Source organism: Shewanella waksmanii ATCC BAA-643 (genome assembly GCF_000518805.1).
In the GTDB taxonomy this organism is placed as follows: domain Bacteria; phylum Pseudomonadota; class Gammaproteobacteria; order Enterobacterales; family Shewanellaceae; genus Shewanella; species Shewanella waksmanii.
This window is the reverse complement of sequence record NZ_JAEH01000008.1, coordinates 47711-66845: the sequence shown is the minus strand read 5'-3', so window position 1 is coordinate 66845 and position 19135 is coordinate 47711. Positions and strand designations below refer to the sequence as shown.

General features: G+C 47.5%; 15 protein-coding genes. 9 read left to right on the top strand and 6 right to left on the bottom strand.

From position 1 onward, the window contains the following. The first annotated feature begins 22 nt into the window (after positions 1-22). Complete coding sequence (gene ggt / locus L865_RS0105395) at positions 23-1750, top strand: gamma-glutamyltransferase (RefSeq protein ID WP_028772294.1); 1728 nt, start codon at positions 23-25, stop codon at positions 1748-1750. 83 nt (positions 1751-1833) lie between these two features. On the opposite strand, the gene L865_RS0105390 is transcribed toward ggt, so the two are convergent. From L865_RS0105390 to L865_RS0105370, 5 genes are all read right to left on the bottom strand, one after another. Beyond that, the gene (locus L865_RS0105390) at positions 1834-3291 is read right to left on the bottom strand and encodes an amidohydrolase family protein (protein ID WP_028772293.1); all 1458 of its coding nucleotides are present in this window, start codon (positions 3289-3291) and stop codon (positions 1834-1836) included. A gap of 126 nt (positions 3292-3417) precedes the next feature. After that, the gene (locus tag L865_RS0105385) at positions 3418-3765 is read right to left on the bottom strand and encodes a hypothetical protein (protein ID WP_028772292.1); all 348 of its coding nucleotides are present in this window, start codon (positions 3763-3765) and stop codon (positions 3418-3420) included. Positions 3766-3817: 52 nt separating this feature from the next. Then, the gene (locus L865_RS0105380; RefSeq protein ID WP_245608397.1) at positions 3818-4927 is read right to left on the bottom strand and encodes a serine hydrolase domain-containing protein; all 1110 of its coding nucleotides are present in this window, start codon (positions 4925-4927) and stop codon (positions 3818-3820) included. 144 nt (positions 4928-5071) lie between these two features. After that, positions 5072-5497, bottom strand: coding sequence for an MAPEG family protein (locus tag L865_RS0105375; RefSeq protein ID WP_245608396.1), 426 nt, complete (start codon positions 5495-5497; stop codon positions 5072-5074). A gap of 706 nt (positions 5498-6203) precedes the next feature. Then, a complete protein-coding gene (locus tag L865_RS0105370) occupies positions 6204-8108 on the bottom strand; it encodes a propionyl-CoA synthetase (RefSeq protein ID WP_028772289.1) in 1905 nt (634 codons plus the stop codon). A gap of 465 nt (positions 8109-8573) precedes the next feature. On the opposite strand from L865_RS0105370, the gene L865_RS0105365 reads away from it, so the two are divergent. The 8 genes from L865_RS0105365 to L865_RS0105330 all read left to right on the top strand — a co-directional run bounded on the left by L865_RS0105365 (position 8574) and on the right by L865_RS0105330 (position 17155). After that, complete coding sequence (locus tag L865_RS0105365) at positions 8574-8975, top strand: MerR family transcriptional regulator (protein WP_028772288.1); 402 nt, start codon at positions 8574-8576, stop codon at positions 8973-8975. A gap of 96 nt (positions 8976-9071) precedes the next feature. Continuing rightward, positions 9072-10241, top strand: coding sequence for an isovaleryl-CoA dehydrogenase (locus L865_RS0105360; RefSeq protein WP_028772287.1), 1170 nt, complete (start codon positions 9072-9074; stop codon positions 10239-10241). 78 nt (positions 10242-10319) lie between these two features. Beyond that, entirely contained in the window at positions 10320-11927 is a 1608-nt protein-coding gene (locus L865_RS0105355) for a carboxyl transferase domain-containing protein (protein WP_028772286.1), read from the top strand. Then, positions 11927-12766, top strand: a complete 840-nt coding sequence (locus tag L865_RS0105350) for an enoyl-CoA hydratase-related protein (protein WP_425423607.1) — start codon at positions 11927-11929, stop codon at positions 12764-12766. Before L865_RS0105355 ends, L865_RS0105350 begins: the two co-directional genes overlap by 1 nt. 60 nt (positions 12767-12826) lie before the next feature. Continuing rightward, positions 12827-14845 (top strand): acetyl/propionyl/methylcrotonyl-CoA carboxylase subunit alpha, encoded by a 2019-nt coding sequence (locus L865_RS0105345; protein ID WP_028772284.1) that lies wholly within the window; start codon positions 12827-12829, stop codon positions 14843-14845. A 1-nt stretch (position 14846) separates the two neighbouring features. Beyond that, on the top strand, positions 14847-15737 hold the full coding sequence (locus L865_RS0105340; RefSeq protein ID WP_028772283.1) for a hydroxymethylglutaryl-CoA lyase: 891 nt from the start codon (positions 14847-14849) through the stop codon (positions 15735-15737). 47 nt (positions 15738-15784) lie between these two features. Continuing rightward, positions 15785-16483 carry a CoA transferase subunit A gene (locus L865_RS0105335; protein WP_028772282.1) on the top strand — a complete coding sequence of 233 codons (699 nt, stop codon included), beginning with the start codon at positions 15785-15787 and terminating at the stop codon, positions 16481-16483. Between the two features lie 15 nt (positions 16484-16498). Further along, complete coding sequence (locus L865_RS0105330; RefSeq protein WP_028772281.1) at positions 16499-17155, top strand: 3-oxoacid CoA-transferase subunit B; 657 nt, start codon at positions 16499-16501, stop codon at positions 17153-17155. A 117-nt stretch (positions 17156-17272) separates the two neighbouring features. On the opposite strand, the gene L865_RS0105325 is transcribed toward L865_RS0105330, so the two are convergent. Beyond that, positions 17273-18850, bottom strand: coding sequence for a methyl-accepting chemotaxis protein (locus tag L865_RS0105325; RefSeq protein WP_028772280.1), 1578 nt, complete (start codon positions 18848-18850; stop codon positions 17273-17275). Positions 18851-19135 lie beyond the last annotated feature (285 nt).

The following is a 19135-nucleotide window of genomic DNA, read 5'->3' as shown; positions in this document are numbered from 1 at the left end:
CGTTTCATTAATCGTTTAGACCATGCGAAAATCATTATTGACTGGCTTTTTCTACTTCACCTCAACTATCGTAGCGGCCAAAGAGCTACCGCTAACGCCTACCGCCACAGGTGAATCTTTTATGGTGAGTGCCACCAACCCTTACGTGGCTAAAACCGGTTATGATGTATTGAACAAGCAAGGCAACGCCATCGATGCCATGGTTGCGATGCAAATGGTCATGACTGTGGTTGAACCAGATATGACCGGTATTGGTGGCGGCACTTTCGCACTGTTTTATCACCACCAAGCTAAACAGTTTCACGCGTTTGACGGCAGAGATGCCGCACCGGCAAGTGCCCACGCCAATATGTTTATGCACCAAGGCAAAGCGGTCGATAACAGTGAGGTATTGGGTCCGCGCTCGGTGGCAATTCCCGGTACGTTGAAATTGCTATATCAGACCCATCAACAATACGGCAAGCTCGATTGGGCAGAATTAGTACAGCCGGCAATAGATTTAGCTAACCAAGGTTATGCATTAAACAGCTACACCCACGATATTGTTGTTAGGGAACAAGCTCGCCTGCAACACGACCCTGAAATCAAGGCGCTTTATTGGCAAGATGAGCAGATAAAACCCACCGGCAGCTTAATGACCAATCCCGCATTAGCTAACACTTTGGCCAACATAGCCAAACAGGGCGATGACTATTTGTATCAAGGGGCATTAGGTCAGCAGATAGTGCAGACCGTCAACCAGCGACTGGAAGCCGATCAACCTCAATTGACGATGGATGATTTCAATCACTATCAGCTCAAGCACCGCGACATCGTTAAAACTGACTACCGTGGGCATCAAATTATCTCTTTTGGTTACCCGTCATCGGGTGGCACTATGGTCGCGCAAACACTGGCATTACTTGAGCCTTACCAACTTAACGATATGCAGCCAACAGATGCGCAGGCGTGGCGATTGATGACCGAAGCCATGCGTATCACTCAGGCCGACCGTATTGCCTATGCGGGCGACCCCGATTATGTCGAAGTTCCCAGCCAAGCGTTATTAGATAAAGCCTATTTAGCTCAGCGCAGAACCTTGCTACCTAAAAACGGCGTGATGCCACAGCCACCCGCAGCCGGAGCACTATTAGCGCAAATGCCTGGCAGCGACAGTAAGCTAGAAGGTCGAGATACTGGCCACATTTCGATTGTCGACGCCCAAGGCAATGCCATTGCCATGACCAGTACCGTCGGCACCGGGATGGGTTCAGGCGTGATGGTCGATGGTTTAATATTGAATGCACAGATGGACAATTTTACTCACAACCCCGTAGTTGATGGTAAACCGGCTCAAAATGCGATAGCGCCGGGAAAAAGACCTCGTTCAGCCACGACACCGTTAATGGTTTTAGACAATCAAAACAGGCTGAGGTTGGTTATTGGGTCGCCCGGCAGCGGGCAAATCCCGGGGTATGTGCTCAAAACGCTAGTCGGGGTGATTGACTGGCAACTGACAGCGCAAGAAGCCATTGATCTGCCCAATATCCAATATGGCACCAAAGTCGATCGCACTAAGTCACAATACACCACCGGGTTACTGGTTGAAAAAACCACTTTCGCCGAAATGCTGGTGCCGGAATTTATCGACTATGGTTATCCGGTGTATGTGCTACCTATGGTCAGTGGACTAAACGCTGTTGAAATCAACAATGGCAAGATTACTGGCGCTAGCGATAGACGCCGAGCATCAACAGCCATGGGTCGTTAATAGCGCAGTCTATTGCTGTTAAAATTACCGATATTCAACATCAGTGTTGAATATCGGTAATTCACCAACAATATTAACCGAGTTTAATTCAGCGACTTTTCATTGCCTGCAACCAACACCTGCCTAGCAATTGGCTTACCATTCAATATAACGGTTTCAATACTATCCCATGCCTCAACAGACGCTAGCGGGTTACGCTCAAGGACTAACAGGTTAGCCTTTTTACCCACTTGCACCGTGCCATAGTCAGCATCCATCTTAAACTGCTTGGCATTATTTATCGTGGCGGCCGCCAGTACTTGTGCAGGAGATAACCCCGCATTTGCCATCGCTTTCATCTCTTGGAAGGTGGTTAATCCCGGTTGATTGGCATAGCTCGGACTACCAGGAAAATCAGAGGCCAATAATATTGGATGGTTAGCATGATTAAGATACTGGATCACTTTGTTGCCCTTGCCGATGCGCCCATATAAAAATATCTCAGCAATCGCGTTGTCGGCCATGCCGTCGAACCCTATGCGTAACTCCTCTTTGAACCACTGCGCCTGTGGAGTTTGGTACCAGTCTAAAAGAGGCGCTGGAGTCACAGCTAAAAACTGCGGAGAACTTGCCGTTGTGGGGAGCATAACCTCTCCTAGTCCAGCAATCACTCTTTGGGTTGGCATGTAACCTACTTGCTCATCAATGATAACATCGAGCGTGGCAGCTATCTCTGCAGGCACATCTCGGTGGCGACGAAATTGACCCCAGTTCCACATGCCGTGGGCAATCACATCTACGCCAGCAGCAAGGGCCAACTGCTGCATATCAAACGCATTGGCATGGGCCACTATCAAAAGATTATGTTTATCAGCCTCCACTTTAATGCGCTTTAGCGTCGCTGAAGATAACAGCTGCCATTGATTGGCATCACCGTAGCCGTCTTCAAAGTAGAGTTTAATACACGAAGCCCCCGAACTGGCTATTTGTTGCACTAAACTCTCTGCGGAATCAGGCTTATTCGCTGCCGCCGCCTCATCGACTAAATAACGATACATAGACTGAGAAAGCGAGTCTGTTTTTTCTACATAAGGAAAAGTGTCTTTTGACGTGATCACCTCACAGCGAAAATAATCAGGATGGTTAGCCGCATTGGTAAAATGCTTGGAGTTTAAGCCTGGGTTAGGATCCAGTACTTGGGTCACACCGTAATATAAAAAGCTTTTTGGTTGCTGCTCATAGTACGCCGCAACAATTTGCGGATGCTTGACCGCCAAGGGTTCTACACCAAACCCCATACCTGGCACAGAGGAAACATGCACGTGGCTGTCCATCAACCCTGGAGCCAGAAATTTATCAACGCCGTCTATTTTAGCATCGTAATCAGTGATTTTTTGCGAGGTGATTTGCTCAATTCGACCATTGTTAAGCAGCACATTCATATTCGTGTTTGGCGCGCTTAAATGCGATGACACTATGGTGATATTTTCTATTAGCAGCTTGTCATTTGCCGCTAAAGCAGCAGAAAAAAATATGCCTATGAGTATTACAAATTTATTCATTAATCGTCCCTGATAGCCCAATTGGGCACTTTAAAAAGCCATTTCATTCCATGAAGAATTAGCCTGCATCGGTTTGCTTCAGTCGCTAAATAGCTATCGCTTAGTCAATTTAGATCTGGACTGGCTTTATTCGCACAAACTCACCGCCTTATGCATCTGCTCAACTTGTTGTTCGAACCCAACAACAGACTCTTGATGATCTAAAGTAAAAGACTCGCCCATAAAATAGGGAAAGCCCTCAGCTTTATCAACCAATAAAGCGTAACGACTTACCGAGTGCTCAACATAAGGTGAGAAATTACTGTGCTTTACCGTGGCACAATTGTCGCTGTATTCTTGCAGTAATCTTGCTGCGATGAGGATCTCCCTTTGATAGTCACCGATCTCCTCGTTAAGCTCTGCACGGCTAGCTGAAAACTGGCAACCGAGTAGCCGAGCAGAACACACAGAGTTATTGCTAATATTTTTGACCACAACTGATTTAAATCCTTTTTAAAGAGCTTATTACAAAGCCGCCTTTAAGCGCCTAATTAGCTTGCGATTCAGCCACTTTAGACAAAATAAAACTATCAAGATCGTTAGTAATCTGGCCAATACTACTGTTAGTTAGAATGACATAACCGATGTTTTGTGCCGTCATCGAACGACTCAACGACACCCAGCCACGATTAAATCCAGCAAACCCTAAACTGGCATTACTTTGGTCAACCACGTAACTCATACTCCAGCGTCCGCCAGTATTAGCAGGGGTAGTCATATCTGCAATCAATGCTTTAGGTAGCAACTGAGCACCATTGTATTCACCTTGCTCGTTTTTAAGAATTGCCAAATTGAAACGAGCCAAATCCATCGCCGTTGTATGCAGACCTGCAGCGGCATGCTCTACAAAATAGACCATTGAGGTTATATCGCCACTGTCGGTATATGGCGTTGCCGATTGCTCCATAACCTTCGGTGTCACCTTAAATGTAGAGTGATTCATCGCCAAGGGTTTAAGTACCGACTGTTGCATATAGTTTTCGAAACTCAAGCCTGATACATCTTCAATTAACAGTTGAACAACCGAATACCCCCCTCCGGAATATGACCACTTTGAATCTGGCGCGTGTAGCAATTTAACTAGCCCAGCGCCATTGTTATTGCCTTGCAACGAATCAACAATTGAAGATGGAACCTGCGCAGCAGAGTTCCAACCCCTATAGGGCCCCAAAGACAGTCCAGATGTATGAGATAACACATTTCTTAAAGTCACCTTTTCGACGCCAAATTCAGAGTCAGGAATTTTCCAGCGCTTTAAATATTGATTGATGGGTTTATCTAACTCTACCTTTCCCTCAACTACGAGTTGCATCACACCCCATGTGGTCACCACTTTTGAAATGGACCCAACATTAAACAGGGTATCTTTTGTTATTGGCTTTTGGGTGGCAACATCAGCAAAACCATATGCTGTAAAACCGACTACGTCATCACCTTGCACAAAGGCTATTGCCACGCCAGGCGCGCCATGCTTTTGCAAAATTTTAGGGGCTTGGTTATCTAACTGAGTTTTCAGTGCTGAGAAATTTAAGCCAGGCTGTGCAGCCGCGTAGCTTACATTGAGTGAAGCAATAAAAATTAGATATCTGATCATCATCCCTGCTGGTGTCCCGTCCTAAAACATAACAATTGTTTGCCTAATTTGCGCAACCAAGCACAACATAGCAAAAACTCGTTACTACGCTCCGTGCTATTTTCATATCGTGGTTGCTTGAAAATTTCCACCTGTTTAAGGGGAAGTTCACAGCCAACGGAGAATACCTGAAACAAATATACCGGCTAAGCCAATCGCACTTACCACAAATGAGACGCTACGCATCAATTGAAAATTTGCGTAATAACACATCATATGACCAATGCGACCAAACAAATACACTAGCGACAAATTGTTTACCCAAGTCGGGTTGGCTGAGGAGAAAATCGAGAACAGAATAAATAAAACCAATATGCCAACTGTTTCGTTACTATTGGCGAATGCTCGGCTAGAACCAAACAAAAAACTATCATGGCCGCCTGTAATAGCTGTACCTGGGATCTGTTTCTGTTTTATGCCGGTAATGTCCGCAACTAACAATTGGATAAAAAACAACATCCCTGATAAACCTAGCACCAACACACTTGTGCCATATTGAGAAACCAACTCCATTCGATAAACTCCAATATTCATTACTGTCTACATACGTTACCAATGTATTACCGCCGGCTCCTTGCGACATCCGAGCAAGTAATCATCATAAATCGACAATCACGCTAACTTTAACGCAATAATATTAGCAACTTAACAGAGCACGAATACTACTGCAATCGCCGTTTCGTCTATAGTTTTTGAGACTTGTTACTCGCACATTTGCCCTTCTGCTAAGTTATACAGCAACAGCAAGTCGAAGAAAAAACTGCAATAATGTCAATGCGCATTGACTCTCGGCGACAGGATATCGCCGGTAAGCCAATTTGGGAGTATCTATGGTGTGTTATACCAATCAGTATAAACATTTAGTCACTCAGCGAGAGTTTAGCGATTCTGAGGCAAGGCAACGAGTGAAGAGCATAGTTATTCTACGGTTAAGCTCGTTAACACAGCATCAGAATCGCTAAAACTCGCCATTCTGGCGCGTTTTTGGCTGCCTACTTCTGCGTTGAATAACCTCACAAGGGAGCAACCATTGTTTCAGTTATTCGCCTTGAATTAGTTTGCCAAAAGCGCGCTGAGTAGATCAAATTCTTATACTGATTGGTATTACAAGTGATTTGTATATTACCCACCGCAAGCGATAAACCTAGCTGATACTATATCAGCTAGGTATAGCCAGGCTAATTCAGGTATATAGACCTACTAGCTGCGGCCCTGTTATCACGCTTGCAGGTGCAAGGCATTACACATGGGCATCGGCATAACCCATGCGGGTCAACGCATTACGCACTAAATCTAAAGTTTGTGGATCTTCAATGGTCGCTGGCATATTAAAGGCTTGATTGTCAGCAATCTTACGCATGGTGCCGCGTAGGATTTTACCTGAGCGGGTCTTTGGTAACTTTTGTACGGCACTGACTAAACGAAATGCCGCTACGGGACCAATTTGCTCACGCACTAACGCGATAAGCTCTTTGTAAAGCTGTTCATCGGTTAAATGAACGCCTTTTTTAAGTACTACCAATCCCAATGGCACCTGCCCTTTTAGCTTGTCATCGACACCAATAACCGCTGCTTCCGCTACGGCGTCGTGCTGGCAAAGTACTTCCTCAAAACGGCCGGTGGATAAACGGTGTCCGGCAACGTTAATGATGTCATCAATGCGGCTCATAATATACAGATAACCGTCCTCATCCATATAACCGGCATCTCCGGTAAGATAAAAGCCGGGGTACATACTCAAATAGCTGTCTTTATAACGTGCTTCGTTACCCCATAACGTGGCTAATGTGCCAGGCGGTAGTGGCAGCTTAATCACCACATTGCCAGACTCATTGGCTGCAACTTGCTCGCCCATTTCATCAACCACTTGCACATCGTAACCAGGTACCGGCAGCGCTGGCGATCCCGCTTTTATCTCTACGGGTGCCGTGCCCATCATATTTGCGGCCACTGGCCAACCAGTTTCAGTTTGCCACCAGTGATCTATCACCGGTTTTTGCAGTTGCTCTTGCGCCCAATACAAGGTGTCTGGGTCACATCGTTCACCAGCCAAAAATAGATTTTTAAGGCAGCTTAAATCGACTGTTTTGATGTATTCACCAGTGGGGTCATCACGCTTTATCGCACGTATTGCTGTTGGCGCCGTAAAGAAGCTTTTGACATTATACTTGGCAATAGTGCGCCAAAATGCCCCGGGATCTGGCGTGCCAACCGGTTTACCTTCATATAAAAGTGTGGTCGCGCCCACCAGCAAAGGGCCATAAACAATATAAGAGTGGCCCACTACCCAGCCCACATCGGATGCGGCCCAAAAAGTATCGCCAGCTTCAATATCGTAAATGTGTTTCATCGACCAACTCAGGGCGACCGCGTGGCCACCATTGTCGCGTACCACCCCTTTGGGCTGGCCTGTGGTACCTGAGGTATACAACACATATAGCGGATCAGTTGCGCTCACGCTGACACAATCGATATGGCTAGCCGCAGCCACACAGCTCTGCCAATCCCAATCTCTGCCGGGTAGCAACTCAGCGGTATATTGGGGGCGATTGAGCACCACGCAACTACTCACTTGATGTTGCGCCTGCTGCAAAGCTTCATCCAATAACGGTTTATATGCCACCACGCCAGAGGGCTCAATACCGCAAGAGGCAGATAAAATCATAGTCGGCTTAGCATCATCTATTCGGGTCGCTAGCTCATTCGCAGCAAAGCCGCCAAAAACCACTGAATGGATAGCCCCTAAGCGCGCACAGGCAAGCATGGCGTATGCCGTTTCGGGGATCATCGGCATATATATCACCACCCGGTCGCCTTTTTTCACCCCGCGCTGTGCCATAAAGCCCGCCAGCCGGCTGACCTGGGCTTGGAGTTCTTCATAGGTGATGCCGTATTCGGTATCCGTGACAGGACTGACATACTGGATCGCGACCTGATTGCCACGCCCTTGAGCAACATGGCGATCGACCGCGTTGTAACAGGTGTTCAGTTCGGCGCCGCTGAACCATTGGTACATTGGAGCGTTGTCGCTATCAAGCACTTTATCCCAAGTTTTTTGCCAGGCAATGCTTTGCGCAGCTTGTGCCCAAAACTCATCGGGATGTTGGTTTGCTTGTTGATGCAGCTGCTGATGTAAATCCTTCATAGTTAGTCTCCTTGGCAAGTCAACTTGCATTAATTTGGCCACCACCTTGTGGTGAAGGTAGCGCCATGCAAAACCAACTTGTCCTTCCCCTTGCTTGTATGATTGAAGGTATAAACATCTACGTGTTATTCCCTCAGTGACAGCGCCCTGCCAAGTGGCAAATATTGTTTATATAATGGGCAATACTGATAGCTCAATTATCGCGCGCTAAGTAAAATTGCCCATTAGACCTTAGAATAACTAGGGCTATCGTCGACGTTAAGTGGTAAAACCATCAGCTAACCCCATTTAAACACCCGTTTAAAAATTTAATTATTTTAATAAGTTAGTCATTTTAGTCAGTAAAACGTCAGTTTTTCCTGACACCTTTTTGAGTCAAATTCAAGTTCTGCGCCACCCACAAGCTTTACCTTTACGTAAACTTCATATATTGTGCTGGAAACGTTAAATTTTATGGTGTTATTAATGAGCGAAAACCACGCCCCACAGACGACTTACTCCATTAGTGAGTTATCAAAAGAGTTCGATATTACTACCCGTAGTATTCGTTTTTACGAAGACCAAGGCTTACTCAAACCTAAGCGCCGTGGGCAAACACGTATTTACGGCTTAAAAGATCGAGTACGCCTGAAACTGATTTTGCGCGGTAAGCGCTTAGGGTTTTCATTGGCAGAAACCCGTCGACTATTCGAACTGTACGATGCCGATAAAAACAGCTCTTCACAGCTGCAAACCATGCTCGATTTAGTCGAAGAGAAAAAATCAGCACTGCAGCAGCAAATGGATGACATCAAAGTGGTACTGATGGAGCTTAACAGTGCTGAGCAGCAGTGCCGCGCAGCCCTAGAAGAACAACAAAAAGTTTAAGTCATTAGCCATACTGCAAGACCTTAAAAATTTAACACAAGCAAATAGTTAGCAAAAATAACAATACTAATAAAAGAACATGACAGGACATCAACCATGACTCAACTCTACTCATCTCTCAATTTCGGCCTCGGTGAAGATGTCGATATGCTCCGCGATGCGGTACAGAGCTTTGCCGCCAATGAAATTGCGCCAATTGCCGCGCAAGTCGATGAACAGAACGCCTTTCCAAATGAACTTTGGCCGGTACTCGGTGAGATGGGTTTGTTAGGTGTTACCGTACCAGAACAGTACGGCGGCGCAGATATGGGCTATTTGGCCCATGTGGTTGCCATGGAAGAAATTTCTCGAGCTTCGGCGTCAATTGGTCTGAGTTATGGTGCACACTCTAACCTGTGTGTTAACCAAATCAACCGCAATGGTAACGATGCTCAAAAAGCCAAGTACTTGCCAAAATTGGTCAGCGGTGAGCATATTGGTGCGCTCGCCATGAGCGAGCCCAACGCGGGCTCAGATGTAGTGTCGATGAAACTGCACGCCCGCAAAGAAGGCGACCGTTACATCTTAAACGGCAATAAAATGTGGATCACCAATGGTCCCGATGCCGATACCTACGTTATCTACGCCAAAACAGATTTAGATAAAGGTGCCCACGGTATTACTGCCTTTATTGTTGAACGTGGTTACAAAGGCTTTACCCAAGCGCAAAAGCTCGACAAGTTAGGCATGCGTGGTTCCAACACCTGTGAGCTGGTATTCGATAATGTAGAAGTACCAGAAGAAAACATTCTTGGTGGCTTAAACAATGGCGTAAAAGTATTAATGAGCGGCCTAGATTATGAACGTGTTGTGTTATCAGGCGGCCCTCTGGGCATCATGACCGCCTGCATGGACATTGTTGTTCCTTACATTCATGAACGTGAGCAGTTTGGTAAGTCCATAGGTCAATTCCAGCTGGTACAAGGCAAACTTGCCGACATGTACACCGGAATGAATGCGGCTAAATCTTACATCTACAATGTGGCTAAATCTTGCGATCGTGGTGAAACCACCCGTAAGGATGCTGCTGGCGCCATTTTATATAGTGCTGAGTTAGCCACCAAAATGGCCTTAGATGCCATTCAATTATTAGGCGGTAATGGTTACGTTAATGAATACGCCACAGGGCGACTGTTACGTGACGCTAAGCTGTATGAAATTGGTGCGGGCACCTCTGAAATACGCCGCATGCTGATCGGACGTGAACTATTTAACGAATCTAAATAGTTCATTGAGGCGCAGCAGATTCCCCGCTGCTGCGTCTTTGCCGACCTCTCCTCATTTTGTGCTAAGAAGGACATTGCCGTGACGCAATTAAGCAGCCGAATCAACGCTCGTAGCGATGAGTTTAAAACCAAACACCAAGAGATGGCCGCCGTTGTGGCCGACCTTAAACAGCAACTGCATACTATTGAACAAGGTGGCGGTGCCGTCGCCCGCGAGCGTCATTTGTCACGGGGCAAGCTGCTACCGAGACAACGAGTAGAAAAACTGCTCGATGCTGGCTCTCCTTTCTTAGAGCTGTCACAGTTTGCCGCATATGATGTGTATGATGATGTAGTACCTGCCGCTGGCATTATCGCCGGTATTGGCCGAGTGAGCGGTGTTGAATGCATGATCATCGCCAACGATGCGACCGTTAAGGGCGGTACCTATTACCCCATCACGGTAAAAAAACACCTTCGCGCCCAAGAAATTGCTGAACGCTGTCACCTACCGTGTATCTACCTTGTCGATTCTGGCGGCGCTAACCTGCCTCGCCAAGATGAAGTATTTCCAGACCGTGACCACTTTGGCCGTATCTTTTATAACCAGGCGCAAATGTCTGCCAAAGGTATCCCTCAAGTCGCCGTAGTGATGGGACTTTGTACCGCTGGCGGCGCCTATGTGCCAGCCATGGCGGATGAGTCAATTATCGTTAAAGAGCAAGGCACCATTTTCTTAGCCGGTCCACCACTGGTAAAAGCAGCAACTGGAGAGGAGGTCTCGGCCGAGGAACTTGGTGGCGCTGAAGTGCACACCAAAATATCGGGTGTGGCTGATCACATGGCGCAAAATGATGACCATGCGCTTGAACTGGCCCGTAAGTCCGTTGCTAGACTCAACCACAATAAGCAAATTGAAGCGCAACTGAGTGCAGTTAAACCGCCGCAGTTTGATATCAATGAGCTCTACGGTATCGTTGGCACCGATCTGAAAAAACCTTTCGATGTTAAAGAAGTCATCGCCCGTATTGTTGATGACTCAGACTTTGATGAATTTAAAGCCAATTACGGTAATACCTTAGTGTGTGGTTTTGCACGTATTCATGGCTACCCCGTAGGGATAGTGGCCAACAATGGCATTTTATTTTCAGAGTCGGCACAAAAAGGCGCGCACTTTATTGAACTGTGTTGCCAACGCAAAATTCCGCTGCTGTTTTTACAAAATATTACCGGCTTCATGGTCGGCAAAAAATATGAGCATGAAGGCATTGCTAAACACGGCGCCAAAATGGTCACGGCAGTGTCATGCGCCACCGTGCCTAAATTTACCGTCATCATAGGTGGCAGTTACGGCGCCGGTAACTACGGTATGTGTGGCCGCGCCTTCGAACCCACTATGATGTGGATGTGGCCCAATGCGCGTATCTCGGTAATGGGCGGAGAGCAAGCTGCTGGCGTTTTGGCAACAGTGCGCCGTGATGGCTTGGCCCGTAAAGGTGTTGAATGGTCAGCAGAAGATGAAGCCAAGTTCAGGCAACCGATTGTCGAGCAGTATGATAAAGAGGGCCACCCTTATCATGCCAGTGCCAGATTATGGGATGACGGCATTACTGACCCAGCACAAACACGTGACGTGGTGGGCTTAGCCCTATCTGCGGCACTTAATGCGCCAATCGCTGACACCAAGTTTGGTGTTTTCAGAATGTAATGGCACTAGCCAATCAACACAATAAGGGCTTAACCATGCTACCTGAAACCCAACATTTTAATTTTGTCCGCTGCCATATTGAAGATGGCATCGGCCATATTGAACTTGACCGAGCAGACAAACACAACGCCTTTGACGAGGTGATGATTAATGAAATTATCACGAGTCTACGAGTATTGGCTAAACGCGATGAATGCCAGTTGTTAGTGCTCAGCGCCGCGGGGAAAAACTTCAGCGCAGGCGCCGATCTTAATTGGATGCGTAAGCAAGCCAAGATGGACTTTCAACAAAACCTAGCCGATGCCAATGAGCTCGCCACCTTAATGCATGAACTGGATAAGTTTGCTAAACCTAGCATCGCATTAGTGCAAGGTGCCGCTTTCGGTGGCGCACTCGGCTTGATCTGCTGCTGCGATATTGCAATTGCTAATTCGCGCGCCAGTTTTTGTCTAAGCGAAGTTAAACTCGGTTTAATTCCAGCAGTCATTAGTCCCTACGTTACTCGTGCCATGGGCCAACGCGCAGCGCGGCGCTATATGATGACCGCCGAGCGATTCGATGTGACTACCGCACAACACCTTCAAGTCATCCACGAAATTAACGATGACTTACTCGCCGCAGCACAACCTTTTATCGATGCGTTTAAAGCCAATAGCCCACAAGGTATGGCTTGGACTAAGGCACTGTTAAGCCACTTAGAAAATGGCGAGATTGATGACGATACCCGTGCCCACACCAGTGAGCGTATCGCCCGCATTCGAGTCTCCGATGAAGGTCAAGAAGGGCTCAATGCCTTTTTCGATAAGCGCGCCCCCCCCCAATGGCACACTGAGGCATAACAACAATGAATAATATCCTCACTGGCCCTTTTGTAAACACAACACAGAGAGTGTCCTGATATGTTTACCAAATTACTGATTGCAAACCGCGGTGAGATTGCTTGCCGTATCATAAAAACCGCTAAAGCCATGGGCGTTAGCACCGTTGCCCTCTACTCCGATGCGGATAAAGAGGCCCGCCATGTTGCCATGGCCGATGAGTCATTTTATCTTGGCGGCAGCGCACCAGCAGATTCTTATCTGAAGGGCGAATTAATCATAGAGATCGCTAAACGAGCAGGCGCACAGGCAATTCACCCAGGCTATGGTTTCTTATCTGAAAACGCCGATTTCGCTCGCCTATGTGAACAGAACGATATTGCCTTCGTTGGCCCTGGCGCGGCAGCAATTGACGCCATGGGCAGCAAAAGTGCCGCTAAAGAGATCATGGGCAAAGCTAACGTCCCGCTAGTACCGGGCTACCATGGTGATGAACAATCTGATCAAGTACTGCTAAAAGCATCAACCGAGATTGGCTTCCCGCAACTCATTAAAGCAGCCTACGGCGGTGGCGGTAAAGGGATGCGTATTGTTGAATCCCAAGCTGAGGCGTTAGAAGCCATCAACTCTGCACGACGTGAAGCAGCATCTTCATTTGGCAATGATAAGCTGCTGATTGAACGTTATTTGCGTCAACCGCGCCACGTAGAAGTACAAGTATTTGCCGATAACTTTGGTGACTGCATTTACCTCTCAGATCGCGACTGCTCGATTCAACGTCGCCACCAAAAAGTGGTAGAAGAGGCACCTGCACCGGGTTTGAGCGATGCCTTGCGTAAACAAATGGGTGAAGCGGCTGTTGCTGCTGCCAAGGCCATTGACTATGTAGGCGCCGGTACCGTGGAGTTTCTACTGGATACTGACGACAGTTTTTATTTCATGGAAATGAATACCCGCTTGCAGGTTGAACATCCGGTCACTGAACTGGTCACCGGCCAAGACTTGGTAAAATGGCAGTTAATGGTCGCCAGTAACTCGCCACTACCATTGAAACAAAATGAAGTGCGCATTCACGGCCATTCGTTCGAAGTGCGTATCTATGCGGAAGATCCACACAATGACTTTCTGCCAGCCAGCGGTAAGCTCAATTTCTTGCGTGAGCCACAACAGAATAAGTTTGTGCGTATCGACTCTGGGATCCGCGAAAACGATGTCATAAGCAATTTCTATGACCCAATGATCGCCAAATTGATAGTTTGGGATGAATCACGCCCACGGGCATTACAACGCCTAGTGCACGCGTTAGGCTCATATCAAATTACTGGGCTAAAACACAATATCGAATTTTTAGCCAACATCGCAGAGCATCAAGCCTTTGCCGATGCCGATTTTTGTACCGACTTTATTGAGCGTTATGGAGACAGCCTGATTGGGCCGAGACTCGACGACAATGAAGACCAGCACAATCAAGCGCTAGCCATGGCCGCTTTGTACACCGTTTGCGCCCAGCAGCAACAAGCTAAAGCCGACGCCGTAAACAGCCAAGATCCCTACTCTCCTTGGGGACTCGCCAATGGCTTTAGGCTTAACAGTGCCAGTATTCACCCTATTGCACTATTAGATGATACTAACCAGCTACAACAGTTACAGCTGACTCAAGTGGGTAATGAATTTAGCGTCACAATTAATGAGCAGCAGCTGTTGTTATCGGCATCACTTAAAGACGATGTGCTGCATGGTGAAATTAATGGCCACAAGAGCAAGGTACCCGTTAGCCAAGATGCTGAAGGCTTTACCTTATTTTTACCCCAAGGCAGTTACCACTTTAAACCCGTGCAAACTGAAATAGCGGAAGAGCAAGCAAGCCACGAAGACAAACTCAAAGCGCCGATGAATGGCACGGTTGTCACCCACTTGGCTCAAGTTGGCGACGCAGTGACCCAAGGCCAAGGCCTGTTAGTGATGGAAGCGATGAAAATGGAGTACACCATAGAAGCGCCATTTGATGGGGTTGTCAGTGCATTTTTCTTTGATGCAGGTGAGCTTGTCGAAGATGGTGCGCAGCTTTTAGAAGTTACACCCAACGAGCAAGAGGCCTAATATGTTTGCCGATAAGGTGTCGATTTTTGAAGTGGGTCCCCGTGACGGTTTACAAAATGAAGTAGCCGTCACCACTGCAGACAAACTGCGTCTCATTGAGCAATTGGCGCAAGCTGGCGTTAAGCGCATTGAAGCTGGCAGTTTTGTCTCACCCAAGTGGGTGCCACAGATGGCCGATTCTGGAGATATTTTTCGCCAGCTGCAGCGTGTTGATGGCATAACGTACAGCGCCTTGACCCCTAATTTAAAGGGCTTGGAACTTGCGCTTGACGCTGGTGCGGATGAAGTTGCCATTTTTGGCGCAGCTTCACAGAGCTTTAGTCAAAAGAACATTAACTGTTCCATTGAAGAGTCAATTGAACGCTTCGCCCCCGTCATGCAAGCCGCTCAAGCGAACAATGTGCGGGTGAGAGGTTATGTCTCATGCGTATTAGGTTGCCCTTATGAAGGCGATATCGCGGTTGCTGAAGTCGCACGTGTGGCAGAGATTCTTTACAAAATGGGCTGTTATGAGATTTCGCTTGGCGACACGATAGGCGTTGGCACACCACACAATGCCCGTAGAATGGTTGAGGCTGTGGCTGAAGTTGTACCGGTTGATAAATTGGCGCTGCATTTCCATGACACCTATGGTCAAGCGTTAGCCAACATTCTTGCCTGTTTAGCAACCGGCGTGAGTGTCATTGATAGTTCAGTTGCGGGACTCGGTGGTTGCCCCTATGCCAAGGGAGCGTCAGGTAATCTTGCCACCGAAGATCTGGTTTATATGCTTGACGGTATGGGCATAGACACTGGTATTGACCTAGCGTTACTTGCACAAGCGGGTGATCAGATCAGCCAAGCCGTAGGCAGAAACAATGGTTCGAAAGTGGCTCAGGCGATCAAGAATTAATCTGGCTGCAGCGCAATAGCTGCAACCTTTTGAGGGAGATAATTATAATGGCAGGATTAAATAAACTGGTCGGCAGCTATGAAGCTGCCCTTGAAGGCCTTAGCAATGATATGACCGTGATGGTTGGCGGCTTTGGCTTATGCGGCATTCCAGAGGGGCTGATTGCTCAAATGGTAAAAACGGGTGTCACAGGTTTAACCGCTATCTCAAACAATGCCGGTGTCGATGACTTTGGCTTAGGCTTACTGCTAAAGAGTCGCCAGATTGATACCATGATTGCCTCCTATGTTGGCGAGAACGCCACCTTTGAGCAGCAAATGCTATCAGGAGAGCTCAACGTTATCTTGACTCCACAAGGTACCTTAGCAGAGAAAATCCGTGCCGGTGGCGCAGGTATTCCGGCATTTTTCACTGCAACCGGTTACGGCACCCCAGTCGCTGAAGGCAAAGAAACCCGTGAAATTGATGGCCGACACTATGTTCTAGAGCCTGCACTCACTGCTGATTTTGCCCTAGTTAGAGCATGGAAAGCCGATACCATGGGAAACTTGGTATTCCGTAAAACCGCAGCCAACTTCAACCCAATGATGGCAACGGCCGGAAAAATCACTGTCGTTGAAGCTGAGCATATTGTCGCACCTGGTGAGCTTGACCCTGACCACATCCACACGCCGGGGATCTACGTCGATAGATTGATTCAAGGTACCTTCGAGAAACGTATTGAACAACGCACAGTCAAAGCATAAAAGGGAGCAGCGATAATGGCACTATCAAGAGAACAATTAGCACAGCGTGTTTCCCAAGAGCTACAAGACGGCTTCTACGTTAACCTTGGCATAGGCATACCAACCTTGGTTGCTAACTATATTCCACAGGGCATGGAAGTCATGTTGCAGTCTGAAAATGGCCTTCTGGGCATGGGGGAGTTTCCCACAGAAGAGACCATCGATGCTGATTTAATCAATGCCGGTAAACAAACCGTTACCGCAATCGACGGCGCATCGTTCTTCTCATCGGCAAAGAGCTTTGCCATGATCCGTGGCGGACACGTAGATTTGACTGTGTTAGGCGCCTTCGAGGTCGACGTCAATGGCTCAATTGCCTCGTGGATGATCCCAGGCAAACTCATTAAAGGCATGGGCGGCGCAATGGATTTGGTTGCCGGTGCAGACAACATCATTGTCACTATGATGCACGCCGATAAAAAAGGTAACTCTAAGCTGCTGCCAGTATGCGAACTGCCACTCACAGGATATGGCTGCATAAAGCGCGTGTTAACCGATTTGGCCTTTATTGAAATAAAGGACGGTGCATTCCATTTATTAGAGCGCGCCCCTGGCGTGTCGGTAGAAGAAATTGTGGCCAAAACTGCCGGTAAAATAGTAGTGCCTGAAAACGTACCTGAAATGCAGTTATAACAAGCCAAATAAGCGCCAACAAAAAGCCACTCATATGAGTGGCTTTGTTTTTTCAATCAGTAATATTGATCAATAATCATCGAGTGCTTAGCTTCGCCTCACCAACAATAACTATGCTCAATTACGCTTGAGCCGTTGCACCGAATGTTGCCAAAACTGCTGCGCAAGCTGCCTTGACATTGATGACTTATCAGCGGTGTTTTCACCCAAATGTTTATCTTGCTGCGCTTGGCTGTAACCTTCGTTTGCCAGTTCACTTATCGCTTGCAATGAATCACTGATTTCGGTGGCCGCCTCTCCCTGCTCGCCCATGGCATTAGCGCTGTGGTCGGTCATTTGATTTATGCTGTCTATCGTCGCCACTAACCCAGCAAATACGCTCTCGGCGTCTTTAACTAATGCCACTGCTTGACTTGCCTGTGCCTGACCGGCCGCCAATGTGGTTGCGGCGTTGGCGGTGCTAGATTGAAACTTGGCAATGATTTGATCTATCTGCCGAGTCGACTCTGCCGTTCTTGCTGATAGTTGCCGCACTTCATCGGCAACAACGGCAAAACCGCGACCCGACTCACCAGCCCTCGCCGCTTCAATGGCGGCATTTAACGCCAATAGATTGGTTTGCTCAGCAATGGCGCTGATAACCTCTAGCACCTGATTAATGGCAACACTGTCTTGTTCAATCTCAGCGACCACAGTGGCAAAATTACCGACTTCACTGTTCAATGCATCTATGGTTGCGACCACGGCATCAAGCTGCTGATAGCCATTGGCAACGGCGGCTTGGCTGTGCTCAACTTCGGTGGCAACTTGCTTGATCTGACCGCTTAATTCGCTAAAACTGGCTGTTAGCTCCTCAACCGCAGCAGCTGCTTGAGCGGTTTGCTGGCTTTGACCATCCGCTCTGCCAGCAGCCTCGGTGATTGAGCCCAGTAATTGTTGGTTATCATTGGCGATTGATGCTGCACTGTCAGCCATGCGCCCCACTACACCCGATATTTCTGCGTTTACAAACTCCATGGCGCAGGCGATATTACCAATCTCATCATTACGTCCGGTATAAATATGCCGCGCCACCGGATCATCAATTACCGCTTGTGCCTGCTGGTTGAGGCGCTTAAGTGGCTTTAGAATCATATTAAGGCCAACATACATCGGCAACAACATCGCCAGTGCTAGCCAAGGTGATACCAAAGCGCAGCCTAAGCTTAGTATGAGCATCGCCAATGCATGCAATTTGATTTGCCCTGTGAAACTCAATAACGGCTTATCGAGTTCTGCCGGAGACTGACCACTTTGTATGTTGGCATAGGCACTACTTGCACGCTCAATCTGCGACTCACTGGCGCGGCGACGCACCGATTGGTATTCCTCTACCTTACCATCTTTAACCACTGGTGCCACATAGGCATTAACCCAATAATAGCCGCCATCTTTACAGCGGTTTTTAACCACCCCCATCCAAGACTGGTTTTGCTGCAAGCTTTGCCATAGCATTTTATAGGCCTGCTCGGGCATATCTGGGTGACGCACAATATTATGAGGTTGGCCGACAAGCTCTTGCTGCTCAAAACCACAAATGCGGCAAAAATCATCATTGGCATAGCGAATGTTACCTTTGAGATCTGTGGTGGATAGTAAGATATCTTCATCCGCCAAACTCACTTGTTGGTTTGTCACAGGCTGGTTATTACGCATTGTGATTCAATTAGTTATATAGAGTAAGGTGGCGGGATTTTGCCTTGTTAGCCGCAGAGAGTTTGTGACCCAGTGCAAGATTAAATGTATCAGCGGCGTTTACATTTGTTGAATTTTGAAGCAGATCGCAAATACCACGAATGCTAAATTAGATTAAGCAGGCAAGCGTTTGAAAAGCTGATTAAAAAGCCTGACTTTCGCGACGCTAAACGCGCCTAATTTTGTGACAAGCCATTGAATTAGGCACTACACTTGTTCACAAGCACATTTATAGAGGCACGATGG